Source organism: Nocardia rhizosphaerihabitans, assembly GCF_014646295.1.
Classification (GTDB): Bacteria; Actinomycetota; Actinomycetes; order Mycobacteriales; family Mycobacteriaceae; genus Nocardia; species Nocardia rhizosphaerihabitans.
Map to the genome: position 1 here is coordinate 1 of NZ_BMNE01000021.1, position 11,536 is coordinate 11,536.

14 protein-coding genes are annotated in these 11,536 nt (G+C 63.0%); 10 read left to right on the forward strand and 4 right to left on the reverse strand.

Annotated elements, in window-relative coordinates:
• Window positions 1–105 precede the first annotated feature (105 nt).
• On the forward strand, window positions 106–450 hold the full coding sequence (locus IEY60_RS35345; RefSeq protein ID WP_189034920.1) for a histone-like nucleoid-structuring protein Lsr2: 345 nt from the start codon (window positions 106–108) through the stop codon (window positions 448–450).
• Between the two features lie 196 nt (window positions 451–646).
• On the opposite strand, the gene IEY60_RS35350 is transcribed toward IEY60_RS35345, so the two are convergent.
• On the reverse strand, window positions 647–1,225 hold the full coding sequence (locus IEY60_RS35350; protein WP_189034921.1) for a hypothetical protein: 579 nt from the start codon (window positions 1,223–1,225) through the stop codon (window positions 647–649).
• A gap of 115 nt (window positions 1,226–1,340) precedes the next feature.
• Between IEY60_RS35350 and IEY60_RS35355 the strand changes: the two genes are divergently transcribed.
• Complete coding sequence (locus IEY60_RS35355; RefSeq protein WP_189034922.1) at window positions 1,341–1,517, forward strand: hypothetical protein; 177 nt, start codon at window positions 1,341–1,343, stop codon at window positions 1,515–1,517.
• Window positions 1,518–1,574: 57 nt separating this feature from the next.
• On the forward strand, window positions 1,575–2,576 hold the full coding sequence (locus tag IEY60_RS35360) for a DUF3558 family protein (protein WP_189034923.1): 1,002 nt from the start codon (window positions 1,575–1,577) through the stop codon (window positions 2,574–2,576).
• Window positions 2,577–2,696: 120 nt separating this feature from the next.
• Here the strand turns inward: IEY60_RS35360 and IEY60_RS35365 are convergent, their stop codons facing one another.
• Complete coding sequence (locus IEY60_RS35365) at window positions 2,697–3,311, reverse strand: 3'-5' exonuclease (protein ID WP_189034924.1); 615 nt, start codon at window positions 3,309–3,311, stop codon at window positions 2,697–2,699.
• A 78-nt stretch (window positions 3,312–3,389) separates the two neighbouring features.
• On the opposite strand from IEY60_RS35365, the gene IEY60_RS35370 reads away from it, so the two are divergent.
• On the forward strand, window positions 3,390–4,385 hold the full coding sequence (locus IEY60_RS35370; RefSeq protein ID WP_189034925.1) for a hypothetical protein: 996 nt from the start codon (window positions 3,390–3,392) through the stop codon (window positions 4,383–4,385).
• A 436-nt stretch (window positions 4,386–4,821) separates the two neighbouring features.
• Here IEY60_RS35370 and IEY60_RS35375 read toward each other — a convergent pair whose 3' ends face one another.
• Entirely contained in the window at window positions 4,822–5,808 is a 987-nt protein-coding gene (locus tag IEY60_RS35375; protein ID WP_189034926.1) for a restriction endonuclease, read from the reverse strand.
• A gap of 164 nt (window positions 5,809–5,972) precedes the next feature.
• Here IEY60_RS35375 and IEY60_RS35380 point away from each other — a divergent pair, with 164 nt between their 5' ends.
• Entirely contained in the window at window positions 5,973–6,668 is a 696-nt protein-coding gene (locus IEY60_RS35380; protein WP_189034927.1) for a hypothetical protein, read from the forward strand.
• A 78-nt stretch (window positions 6,669–6,746) separates the two neighbouring features.
• Here the strand turns inward: IEY60_RS35380 and IEY60_RS35385 are convergent, their stop codons facing one another.
• Window positions 6,747–7,496, reverse strand: a complete 750-nt coding sequence (locus IEY60_RS35385) for a Wadjet anti-phage system protein JetD domain-containing protein (protein WP_189034928.1) — start codon at window positions 7,494–7,496, stop codon at window positions 6,747–6,749.
• 343 nt (window positions 7,497–7,839) lie between these two features.
• Between IEY60_RS35385 and IEY60_RS35390 the strand changes: the two genes are divergently transcribed.
• The 5 genes from IEY60_RS35390 to IEY60_RS35410 all read left to right on the forward strand — a co-directional run bounded on the left by IEY60_RS35390 (window position 7,840) and on the right by IEY60_RS35410 (window position 11,468).
• Window positions 7,840–8,154 (forward strand): hypothetical protein, encoded by a 315-nt coding sequence (locus tag IEY60_RS35390; RefSeq protein ID WP_229740412.1) that lies wholly within the window; start codon window positions 7,840–7,842, stop codon window positions 8,152–8,154.
• 70 nt (window positions 8,155–8,224) lie between these two features.
• Entirely contained in the window at window positions 8,225–8,890 is a 666-nt protein-coding gene (locus tag IEY60_RS35395; RefSeq protein ID WP_189034929.1) for an NUDIX hydrolase, read from the forward strand.
• Between the two features lie 47 nt (window positions 8,891–8,937).
• Complete coding sequence (locus IEY60_RS35400) at window positions 8,938–9,555, forward strand: P-loop nucleotide/nucleoside kinase family protein (protein ID WP_189034930.1); 618 nt, start codon at window positions 8,938–8,940, stop codon at window positions 9,553–9,555.
• Window positions 9,556–9,593: 38 nt separating this feature from the next.
• Window positions 9,594–10,445 carry a fructosamine kinase family protein gene (locus tag IEY60_RS35405; RefSeq protein ID WP_229740413.1) on the forward strand — a complete coding sequence of 284 codons (852 nt, stop codon included), beginning with the start codon at window positions 9,594–9,596 and terminating at the stop codon, window positions 10,443–10,445.
• Between the two features lie 84 nt (window positions 10,446–10,529).
• The gene (locus IEY60_RS35410; protein WP_189034931.1) at window positions 10,530–11,468 is read left to right on the forward strand and encodes an aminoglycoside phosphotransferase/kinase family protein; all 939 of its coding nucleotides are present in this window, start codon (window positions 10,530–10,532) and stop codon (window positions 11,466–11,468) included.
• The last annotated feature ends 68 nt before the right edge of the window (window positions 11,469–11,536 follow it).

The window sequence follows — 11,536 nt, forward strand, 5'->3', positions numbered from 1 at the left end:
TGACAGGGGTGTATGAGCCGGTTCGAGGCGGCTATTCCGGACTTACGGGACAACCCTTAGCGTTGGAATTCCCGGAACCGTTCATCGAGGAGACAGGGCCGAGCAATGGCACGCAAAGTGACAGTCAGCGTCGTCGACGACCTCGACGGCACCACGCCAGCAGATGAATCGATCTCGTTCGGGATCGACGGAGCTCGCTACCAAATCGATCTGAGTGCTCCGAACGCCGCACTCCTGCGCAAGACTCTCGACGAGTGGATCCCGCACGCACGCAGGGTCAGAGGAGGAAGCTCCACCACATCGAGTGCTCGTCCGACGAAAGTCACGAAGTCCCCCGACAGCGAACGAGGTGCGATCCGTGCTTGGGCCTCCGCGAACGGTCACACAGTCTCGGTACGCGGGCGCATTGCCGCTGACATCATCACCGCCTATCACCAAGCAACCGCCTGATCCCCGACAACGTCTCCAGCAGACTGGCGACAACTACCCGGCCGCTGGGTCCATGCCGCGCTCACTGCACTCGACTATGACTATCGGATCCGACCGAGGACGCTACCCACAGCAAGGCATCCGATAGTTCACCCCGCGCACCAACCCGCCCCACGCGATCCAGTCCCTCGGTGTTCCATCTGCGATGGAACGGATTTCATGAGCCAGGTTGCTCGGCCTTGAGGGTTGTGCGATATCGACGCCGACGACCAGGGAAGAACGCGTTCGGGAATGTCCCCGGGATCTCGCCAACCAGTTTCCGCGCCGCAGTGTCCAACTCGTCGAATTCTTGCAGCAGGCGTACACCGTCGAGGGCGGTCGCACGGTGCAACTCCAATGCACTGGAGAACGATGCATCGGGGTCATCGATGCTGAAGATCTTTGCGGTGGCGTGGATCGCGTCGTTGCGCGCCACCGTCCACGCCTTGATCGCTCCGATGACCGTGATGAACGACAGATCCGTTTCGACCGCAGGGTTGGTCTTCGTATCGAAGCCGTTCAGCAGCTTCCCACACAGCCCGGCGACGGTGTCCTTGCTGGTCGGTCGTTCCTTACGAACGTGCCAGTACCGGCTGGCCAAGCGGTCGCTCAGCAGCGAATCCAGCACAGCCACAGCCTCGAGGTAGTGGCCGGTCTCGATCGACTCCATGACCCAATCGAAGGCCGCGGTGTAACGGCGAGCACGCCTGTCGCCGAAACGCGGATCACGCGCGGACTGTCGAACCTGCTTGTCCACCAATTGTTTCCCCTCCCAGGTACGCAGCAGCTGCTGGACGTAACGCTACGCCCAGAACCTGCCGGATCAGTTCCTCGTTCAGCCCGGCCGCGTTGCTGCGGGTCAGCATCGCCTGGTGCATCTGCTCGAACACCCCGGCGCCTTGCCAGTCCGTGTCGATTTCGACCGGGTCATGATCGAAGGCTCGCACGTGCGGGCCCAAAGAAGGAGCACCACGCAGTTCGGGCAGCCGTTGGTCAGCTCCGCCATTGCGCCCCTGACGGTTTCGGCCGGAATCAAGATCAGCTCCTAGACTGATCAGGTGCCGTCTATACGACGGAAGCGACATTATCCAGTTCGAGGGGAAACGATGAGGCCTGTCCGCATGGCCACCATGGCGATATTGATGGTGATCGGCCTCGCCGGTTGCGGGACCCAAGCTCCCGGCGATCCTCAGCCCGCGGCCGCACCGCAATATCCGGACTTCCTCGGTCCAAAGATCGTGTCCAAGCTGGCCTACCTCGACAGCTTGCGAACCATCGACCCCTGTGGCTACCTCGACCCGGCCGCCCTCGACCGGATCGCCCGGCCCGCCTCTATCGGCGCCGACGGCGAGTACAACTCCTGTACCGCCGCGTTCGGCACCGAAGTCGGGCCCAAACGCATCGCCAAAGTCGAATTCGACATGGGAATGATCAACCAACCGGGGTTCGGTACACCGGTCGATGTCAACGGAACCACCATCCGCGTCGCCGATGCCGGCGGCGAATTCTGCAGCGCCCACCTCCAGTTCGATGATCAGCAGGCCGTCGCAATCCGGGTGTTCACCGCCCCGCTCGCGCCCCGCACCGACCTGTGTCCCGAAGCCGTCGACATCGCCACAGCATCGATCCCTCTGCTCGGGACCCGACCATCGCGCGCCGGATCAACCCACGCACACATCGACACCCAGCTGTCGCGGCTCGACGCGTGCGATGTGCTGCAAACACTTAGCCAAGGCCATCCCGACCTCGATGCCGGCGGGCTCAATCCCTGGGGATGCTGGTTTCGGCTCGACCGCTTCGACGAATCCACCCAGCAGCAGATCGCGTTTCTGCGCGCCACCGACTCCCACATCGGGAAGGGAATGAGCGGTGACGAGCTGACCGAGATCGGAGGCTTCCCGGCCAAGTATCTGGCCGGGACCGGCCGGTACTCGGCGAGCTGCGAACTGATGGTCGGTGTCGATGCTCAACGACGGACCAAACGGGAACAAATCACCGGCCCCGACATCGACATCGAGCTGATCCGGATCAACACCACCGGTGGCGGCTGCGACAACGCCGAGGCGACAGCCACCGAGCTGGTCCGCCTGTACAAACTCCTCGGCTGACACCCGCGCGCACCGCCCCTCCGAAGGCGTCGATTGAGACGCGATGTCAATCTGGCCTCCGATACGATGAACATCGCGGCGGTCGCCGTCGCTGTCAGTCGACCGCACATCATCTCTAGCTCATCCCGCGGTGCTAGGCGGTGCCATCGGTCGGACGGTGAGATTGTGCAAGGAGATGATTTTGTCCACGTTGAATGGACCGTCCGCGGCTTGAAGGAGCAGTCGTGCGTTGGCTAGAGCGTCGTCTTCGGCATCGTGGAGCAGCCATTTGTTGACTGGGCCTGCGGATGATCGTTGGCTGTGCAACTCGGCCAGTTCTTCTCGTGTGAGTAGGTTGAGTTCCAGCACTAGCTCCTGCAAGGATCCGGATCGGCGGGGACTGAGTGATCTTGCGAGTTGCAGGCCGTCGATGAATGGGATTGGGCGTGCACTGCAGCCTTCGACGGCGATCAGACTCGCGAGGCTCTTGATGTCGTAGCTCGAGCCGTAGGAGGCAACGAGACGGTCTGCGATGAACGCGTCGATGTAAGGCCAGATCTGACCGAACGGGGGTGCGGGGTCGATGCTGGTGGCGGGCCAGCGATAGTGCGGCGACCTGAACTTGACCATCCAGGATGTCTCGACGTCGTTGCCGATGATCTCGGCTATCCCGATGTACCCGAACGGGGTCGTGCGCCCTCCAGGTTCCACATCGATTGACACCAAGGACGTCGACGGCCACGGATCCTCGCTCATATCGTCGATCATTCCCGTGTGCACCGACATCGCTGATGTACAGACCTTGGTGTCAGTGGTCCATGTGAGTATGCGTGCATGCAGTCACCTGAGTTGCGTGTTGCCGTCGGCGAGCCCGAGGAAGGTTCGCCGAATCGGAATATCTGGCAGTGGGGTTGCCGCTGCGGCTTGTGCTATCCGTCGAATGTCGAGTGCGTCGATGAATTCGTCGGCACGTTCCTCGTCGTGGCAACCGGTGCCCTTTGCCGGCATCGCGAACCCGACGATCCGTTGATGTGCGCGGATTGTTCACTGGCGGCGTTGTGCTGTGTCGAACGAGCCGACATGACCGGCCTGTTGCCTATGTCGATGCGGGAGGAGGTCGAAACATGGGTCGACGCCGTACGTCTGTGGTCTCGCGACTTCCCTGTCACGGCCGAGCTGTTCAGCGACCTGGGGCCAGCGCTGCTAACTATCGAGGATGTGCACGGCATAGACGCCGACGGCAAGCACTGGCAGGAGGTGCGGGAGTTGATCATGATGACGCTGACGACTTTCGTCATGTCACAAGGCAGCGGGCCCGACAGCGACGTACTCACTGTCGCCCACTCGCTCCTCGATGCCTATCTGGCCACAGTGCGGGAATACCGGCCCGACGACACGGTGCCAGTCATGGCCCGGACCGACGGTTCGACACCCAAACGTGTATGGCCGACTCGCGCTGAGCTTGACATCGCCCGACGCCACGGCTGGGATGAGCCCGAGCGGGTCACCGTAGAACGTCTCGTACGAGCAGCAGCGATCGAAGCACACAATGAAGCTGGTTTTGTGCGGAACTGCCTAGCAGCAGGCCTCGTGCTGACCGCACGGAAAGCGAAGGGCGGCCTTGGGGTGTGCGGATATGGCGCTTCCCATCCCACCGACCATGGTCAGGGGATTGGATTCGCCGGCTACAACCTGGCGCCAGACCTCACCCTTCCGAAGCTCCGGAAGGCATGGTCTTGGTATCCGGAATCCGAGGTCAGCGCGATTGCGACCTGGGCGACGTTGGTCGATCGAGATCTACTCGATGCAGCGCCTGAACCTGCCCAGTAGTCACCCTCCGACGGATCAAGTGCAAATCAGCAGCTCTGTTCCGTCCTTCAACGGCCAGGAAAGTACTCGACTGAATATCGGGAGCACACGCCGTTGTTACGATCAGCGGTGACCCGGGCGCGCTGGCTTTGCTGCTACGGGTCTTCCTCTGATCCCCTGCGCTGAGTTGAGCGCTCTCAAAGAACCCAGCTGGAAAGCGCGCCCACTACAATCCCGCCGACCGCGTACATCGCCGAGGAGCACCAGCGGCAGCGCGCGGCTGAGGCGCCTCAAAGCGGTCAGGCCCACAGTCGGTCAGAGGCTGGCGGGCCACGTTTTCCACGCGTGCCGGGTGCGAGCCAAAGGAGAGAGAATAAGGACGAACGCACCTGAACATCGGATCCCGCCGACCTTGCACCCGAATGCGGCACACACCGTCGGCAGCTGATCGCGATCGTCACATTATGCCAATGGCACGCAGTAGGTCGGTGACCTCTGGCGTGAACGGCTGCTGTGCCAGCAGTCTTTTCAGTTCGTCGTCGCGGTACCGCCGCAGACGTTTCCGATCGCTCCAGCTGGAGCCTTCGGCGACAAGCCCGAAGGCGGAGTCCAGATCCGGTGTGAGGACAACTAGTTTGGCCACTGTATCCGCCCTGAGCCCGCTGTTCAATGAGTCAAAGAAGTCGCGCAGGTCGGTCGAGTAGCGTTTGAATCCGGGATTATTCCCGTCGATGATCGCGGTCAATTCAATCGGACCATCGGCAATCAACAGTATCGACTCAATGAGTGGGATCATATTCATGGGCCCACCCGTTGGAATTACGGTGACATCATCTGCCGCGCCACATGCCTCGCGCAGTAGCCCGAGAATCCGTTCATCAAATCTACCTTCGACAAAGACCATCCGGCGCCCGCGCAGACGTACGTTTGCCGGCGAGAATACCGCGCCGGTCTCGCCTGCCGCTCGAAGCTTGTGCCGCAGCATCGCTTTGGCAGTGTCCTCACCGGAAACGATCGATCGCAGATCATCACCGTCTGCCAGAATGACATTCACATCCTTACCTGCCACAAGCGCATCAACAGCGTCTGTACTGAATCCCGCCATGCTGATGAACAGGCCGACGGTTCCGACCAGTTTGCCATCGACCTTGCCCTTGAACTGATAAATACTCGAGGCAGGATGAGGATCGGCAGTCCATTTCGCCTCGAAGAGTATAGTTCTGCCTTCAAACCAGATCGATCCGTCGATCTCCTCGCCAGCGGGCCGGAAACTTGTCCGCCTAGGATCCAGCCCCTCCGCTGCAAACATCCCTACAAGAAACTTTTCAAATTGCCGCCCACGCTGCTGACGCTGCCTGTTCGTAGCATCCTCGGGAAGCCTATCTGCAGCTTGAAACCAGTCACGCCAGTTTTGGTCCGGCGAACTGCCGGAGATCGTAGTCACACAGCAATTCTGCAACACGGCGACCACAGTAAAGGTTGCGAGGGTGCACATGCAAAGGGTGCAGGCAGCACGGATGAACCCACGTGGTCGAGGCTAGCCGCGGACAGTCGGCGCAGCCGACAAATCCGCTGGCATCCTGATGTCACCGTCCATACACTGCCACTATGGGAGGGAATGATGGCTTTGATAGCACGTTCGCATTACGACCGCGCCCGAGCCGCGCCGACGTCGATCATTTCTGGTCGGCGGACCCGGCGCCCGATGACCTGGCCGATATCTTCTTTGGCCCGGACCCCGGTACTGGTTGTCCATTCGATCGAATTGAGTTCATCGTCTTCCGGGGACACATGTGCTCGGCAGTCTTCCTCGCACGAGCCGTCGAGTCCGCCGCGCTGCCAGCACTGGACCAGGTCGATGCGAAGGCCTTCGACACCGAGCAGTCGTGGCCAGAGTGGCGTGGCAGTGCAGAACTGGACTTGGTCCGCAGCGACGGTCGTGCGGCCATCGAGGATGCCCAGGCGATGGCCCGGGGTGCGGCATGCCTGACTGCCGCCGCAGCGCTCGAGAGTCTCACCGCAGATCTGCTGCCCGACCACCTGGCGGCACCCGGAGGAGGCCTCCACCGTACGTTCGTGCGGCTCCTCGACTGGATTGGGATAGATCCTGCAACGCGCGCCGATGTCGTGAAATGCATCGATGTGGTCCGGCAGCGGCGTAATGACTACGCACACGCCCTCACCGGCTCGTATTGGGCATCGCCGGGCAATCGCCCACATACCTCCTTCGACCTCGAGACATATCTCGACACGATGCACCGGGTAGGTGCGGTCGCCGTCTGGCTCGAATCAGCGCTGCCGTAGCGGTCCGTCGTCCGCCTCGCGTCTTCAAGGACTTCCGAAGGCGCACTGGCAGGAGCCGAAACCGACACAGAGCGTTGATCACAAATCAACGCTCCAGGAACTGTCCTGTCGTAGCAATTGGTTTCCGGTGGCTTCCTGAGCAAGCCGACTCCCAGTGACGAGGAGATCAGCTGCTGGGCGGCGGATTGTGGCGGCCAGCCACGAGACGCGGCGTTCAGCGTCGAGCGGTTCAACTGCTGCCAGGGCCGCGGTTCGGAGGTCCTGTTGCAGCAACAGCTGGTAGAGGCCATGTGCTGGCCTGATCGGTGGGAGGCCTGTGGCGGCGGCTGCCACGTTCGCGCGCTGCGGGATTATCAGTCCGTCGTTGTCGAGGTCGCCGTAGTAGGCGATGTCGTTCACGCCGTCCAGCTTCGCGATTCGCGCGACGGATGCTTCGAACGCGTGACCGCCGCCGAACGCGGTATAGCCGACGTTTCGGCGGTGTCGAGCCAGCAGTGTGGTGATGGTTTCGAAGGTGTCGCTGTTTTCGATGACCAGGATCGTGCCGCCGTCGCCGATGCGCTCGCAGGCTAGCGGTGGTGGGATTCGTTTGGCGAACAGTGTGGCCAGAGTGAGCCGCCCGGGGGCGAACAGGGTTGTGGCGGTGAGGGTGTCGAGGCGCTTCTCGTCACGGAAAATCTCCAGTGAGCGCTCTCGCATGGGGATGACGGCTCGCCGGTTGTCGTCGCCGTCGGTGTCGCGCAACCACCGATTGATGGTTTTGAGGATTTCTACTTGCGCTGTGGTCAGTTTGACCGTCGCGGCCCATGCGAGTTCATGTCGCCACACGATCGATGTTGTCGCTGCTGTGGACTTGGTGTCGGGCCTTGTCGGTGCGGGCAGGCGCAGCCAATGCGGTAGCCGTGGTTGTGCTCGGTCCCATCCGTCGCTGCTGCGGGGAAGGTCAATGAGACGGTGTTCGGCGAGTTCGTCGAGCAGGGCCTTTGGGCATCGTAGGACTGACGATAGCCAGCCGACTCCTGGACCGCGGAGCCAGGGCCACCTGCGAGCATTACCCCAGCGGCCGTGCACTGGATGCCACCGACATCGCAATTGAAGTCGCCCATCGAGACCAAGCCGACCTGGTGCGGAGACGGCGCTCACCCGCACGAGCAACACCAACGCCGCGCGAGTGGCCGTCGATACCGCAAATCGGTTGCAGGGGCGCGAATTCGAGATTGTGATCGTGATCCACCCCCTGTCCGGACGGCGGGACGCCACCGCGTTCCACCTCGAAGCCGGGCGACTGTGCGTGCTCGCCTCTCGCCACCGCCAGGCCTGTATCTTCGTCGCCCGCAAAGGGATCACAGACCTACTCGACAGCCACCCCTCGACCGACCCTGTCCACCTGTCAGTGGAAGCAAAGTTCCCCGATGGGTGGGAGGCGAACCAAGTCATCATGACCAAGCTCGCGGGCCTGCAACGTCTCCAGCACAGCGCTCGCTGAACCGACGGGCCACTGGCCGGCGACCGCAGTTCGAGGATCCGGTCGCTCGGCCATCGGTAGCGTGGGACGCATGGTCGATCCGCCACGCACTGTCGTTCACCGCAAATGGACTGTCTACGACGGAGCGCCGTGGCTACAGGTCACCTACAACGAGATCACCACCCCCGACGGCATCAACCGGTCCCATCACGCGATCCGATTGAACACCGTCGCAACGGTGATCGCTGTCGACCAGCACGCACGGGTCCTGCTGATGCGCCGTCATCGCTGGATCGTCGACGCCATCGGGCTTGAGTCGCCCGGTGGAATCGTCGAAACAGGTGAAGACCCTGCCGCATGCGCGCGCCGGGAGCTGTTGGAGGAAACAGGATTCGAGGTCCGAACGTTGGATCTACTCGCCGACCTCGAACCGATGCCCGGGCTGGTTCAAACCCGCCATCTGGTCTTCCTCGGACGCGATCCATGTCAGGTCGCGGAACCGACAGACGGCGAGGAGGCCAGCCAGCTGATGTGGATTCCCCTCACTCACACTGCAGACTTGCTTGCCCGCGGGGAGCTCCTGGGCGCCGGAACTGCAGTCGGAATGCTCACCGCCGCCGCACTACTCGCCGGCACATCAGTGCTGAGTCCAACACAGTCGCAGGTCGCAGCATCCGCCCAACATCGAACCTTGTCCGGTGATTCCGACACCATGCGCGCATCCGGCACGGGAAAAGGCGTCGAGGCGGGGACCTGATCCGTCGGTTCGCTCTCGCGGAGGGCTGACTCTGCGACGATTGTTGGGTGACGAATCCGGTGAATCCTGCACAGTCTGTTGTCTTCTCCTCCATCGGGATGCACGGGCTGGAGCAGTTGGCTGCCACGGTCGCTGGTGGTGTGACAATTGTGTGCGGGTTCCCTGCCTCGGGCAAGACCACCGCCACCAGCCTGTTGTCGAGGTTGCTCAATGCTGTCGTGCTCGACAAGGACCAATTCGCGCCCCGGCTCGAGGAATCGGTGATGGCCGAGTTGACCGGCAACCCCTACGACCGTGACAGCGACCTCTACCGGCGCGTCGTCTCACCCCACCTCTACCTCGCCCTCATCCAGCAGGCATTCACCATCGCCGAGCGGTGCCCAGTGATAATCGACGCACCATTCCTGGGATACATCCGAACCGCCGCGCAACGAGGCATCCGGCTGGCTGACTACATCCGGTCAGTCGCCGATACATCCGACATCACGATCCGCACCGTGTGGGTAAACACAGACACCGACCGGATCCGTGGCCGAATGCAGCGTCGCGGCGCCGAACGCGACGAGCCGAAACTCTCGGACTGGAACAGCTACCGCGACTCGGTCCTGCACTCCGACCTCGCTGACGCCGGCCCGGCCGTCACCGACCACGTCATCGCCAACTGAGACCGCCACCACCCCCACCAGCCCCAGGACACCGATCTGTGCTCGACCACGCCCACCTGTCGAGGCTGCTGGAGACCTCGATCGACACCGTCGTCGACCTCGGTGCAAGGCACTCCTGGACTCTGCACCGTGCGACCACCGGCAACGGTCAGCAGGTCTTCGTCAAAGCCGCCGCCGACTGCGGGCCTGTTCTCGCCGCGGAGGCCGCCGGCCTGCGCTGGCTCGCCACCGGCACCGAGTCGAGCCCCGTAGCTGAAGTTCTCGCCGTCGACGAGAAGATGCTCGTGCTGCCCTGGCTGGCGCCGCAGGCCTCCACGGTCGAGGCAGCGCGACGATTCGGCCAGGACCTGGCGACTGTGCACTCCCTCCCGGCCGAGGCCTTCGGCGCCGACTGGGACGGCTACATCGCCGACCTTGCGCTGGACAACACACCCTCGTCTCAGCCGTGGAGTACCTGGTACGCCGAAGCTCGACTGCTGCCCTACCTGCGTGCTGGCCACCAGCACCTGCAACCCGCCGAGATCCGGCTGATCGAGGAGGTTACCGCCAGGATCGATTCCCTGGCCGGTCCCACGGAGCCACCGACCCGCATCCACGGCGATTTGTGGTCGGGCAATGTGGTGTGGAGTGGTGGGCGCGGCGTCTTGATCGACCCGGCAGCACACGCCGGTCACCGCGAAACCGATCTGGCGATGCTCGCACTGTTCGGCATCGACCACCTCGACCACATCCTCGACAACTACACCGAGGCGACACCCCTGGCCGACGGCTGGCCCGACCGGATCCCCTTGCATCAGCTGCATCCACTGCTCGTACACCTCGTACTGTTCGGCGCCCGCTACCGCAGCGCGGTCGTCGAAGCGGCGACCGCCGCGCTGCGAGCCGGCTAGCCACCGTCTCACTCGGCGGCCGTGCAGACACACCGACTCGAAAATCGCTGGCCACCACCAGGTGTTCGACACCAGGATGCTGGCATGGCCAACGATGCGCGCACCGCCCAGCGGATCATCTGGCGCGATCTTCCCGAACCGGCACGCCGCGCGGTCGAGGCTCGCCTTGGTGCGCGGGTGCGCTCAGCATTGACTCAACCCGGCGGGTTCAGCCATGGCCTGGCGGCCAGGCTGTTCCTCGACAATGACCAGGTGATGTTCGCGAAAGCTCTCAACATCGACGACCCGCTCATCACGATGTACCGCACCGAAGCGACCACCGCCGCGCGACTGCCCCCGCAGGTACCGGCACCGAAGCTGCTGGCCACGATCGAGACCGACGGCTGGCTGATCACAATCTTCGAGAACATCAGCGGCTCGCACCCACGGATCGAGGATCCGGTCGAACTGGCAGCGATGCTGGACGCTGTCGAGCAAATGTCGCAAGCGCTGTCGCCGACCCCGCTGCTGGACGTGCCGAGTATCGACGACCTCTACGGAGCGAAACTGACAGGGTGGCGTCATTTCGCCGAACACGGCCCACCCGCCGACCTCAACGAGTGGTCACGACACAACCTGGACCGGCTCGCCGACCTGGAAATCACCTGGGCGGCCGCAGCCGCAGGAGATACGTTGCTTCACACCGACCTTCGCCCCGACAACATGCGGCTGCGGCCAGAAGGAGCTGTGGCTATCGTCGATTGGGCGTGGCCGTGCACGGGGGCGGCATGGGTTGATCTGGTCATGTTCGCCCCAGCTATCGTCGCCAAGGGAATCGATCCGGACCCGATCCTGGCGACCCACACCGTCACCCGCGACACCGACCCGACTTCCATCAACGCCCTACTCTGCGGCCTCACTGGCTACTGGGCGAACGCATGCCGTCAACCGCCGCCACCACGCGCACCTCAGCTACGGGAACACCGCGCCCGCGCCGAATTAGTAACCACGCACTGGTTGCGTCACCGACTCAGCTGGCCCTAACAGCCGACTAAGGGCTGTCCCGTAAGTTGTTGAGTAGCAGTGGGTATCGTGTCTGCGGTGGTGATCTC

Excerpts from the sequence above, each read along its gene's own strand:
- IEY60_RS35345 (WP_189034920.1), top strand. The coding sequence starts at position 106 with ATGGCACGCAAAGTGACAGTCAGCGTCGTCGACGACCTCGACGGCACC.
- IEY60_RS35360 (WP_189034923.1), top strand. The coding sequence starts at position 1,575 with ATGAGGCCTGTCCGCATGGCCACCATGGCGATATTGATGGTGATCGGC.
- IEY60_RS35365 (WP_189034924.1), bottom strand. The coding sequence starts at position 3,311 with ATGAGCGAGGATCCGTGGCCGTCGACGTCCTTGGTGTCAATCGATGTG.
- IEY60_RS35370 (WP_189034925.1), top strand. The coding sequence starts at position 3,390 with ATGCAGTCACCTGAGTTGCGTGTTGCCGTCGGCGAGCCCGAGGAAGGT.
- IEY60_RS35380 (WP_189034927.1), top strand. The coding sequence starts at position 5,973 with ATGGGAGGGAATGATGGCTTTGATAGCACGTTCGCATTACGACCGCGC.
- IEY60_RS35395 (WP_189034929.1), top strand. The coding sequence starts at position 8,225 with ATGGTCGATCCGCCACGCACTGTCGTTCACCGCAAATGGACTGTCTAC.
- IEY60_RS35410 (WP_189034931.1), top strand. The coding sequence starts at position 10,530 with ATGGCCAACGATGCGCGCACCGCCCAGCGGATCATCTGGCGCGATCTT.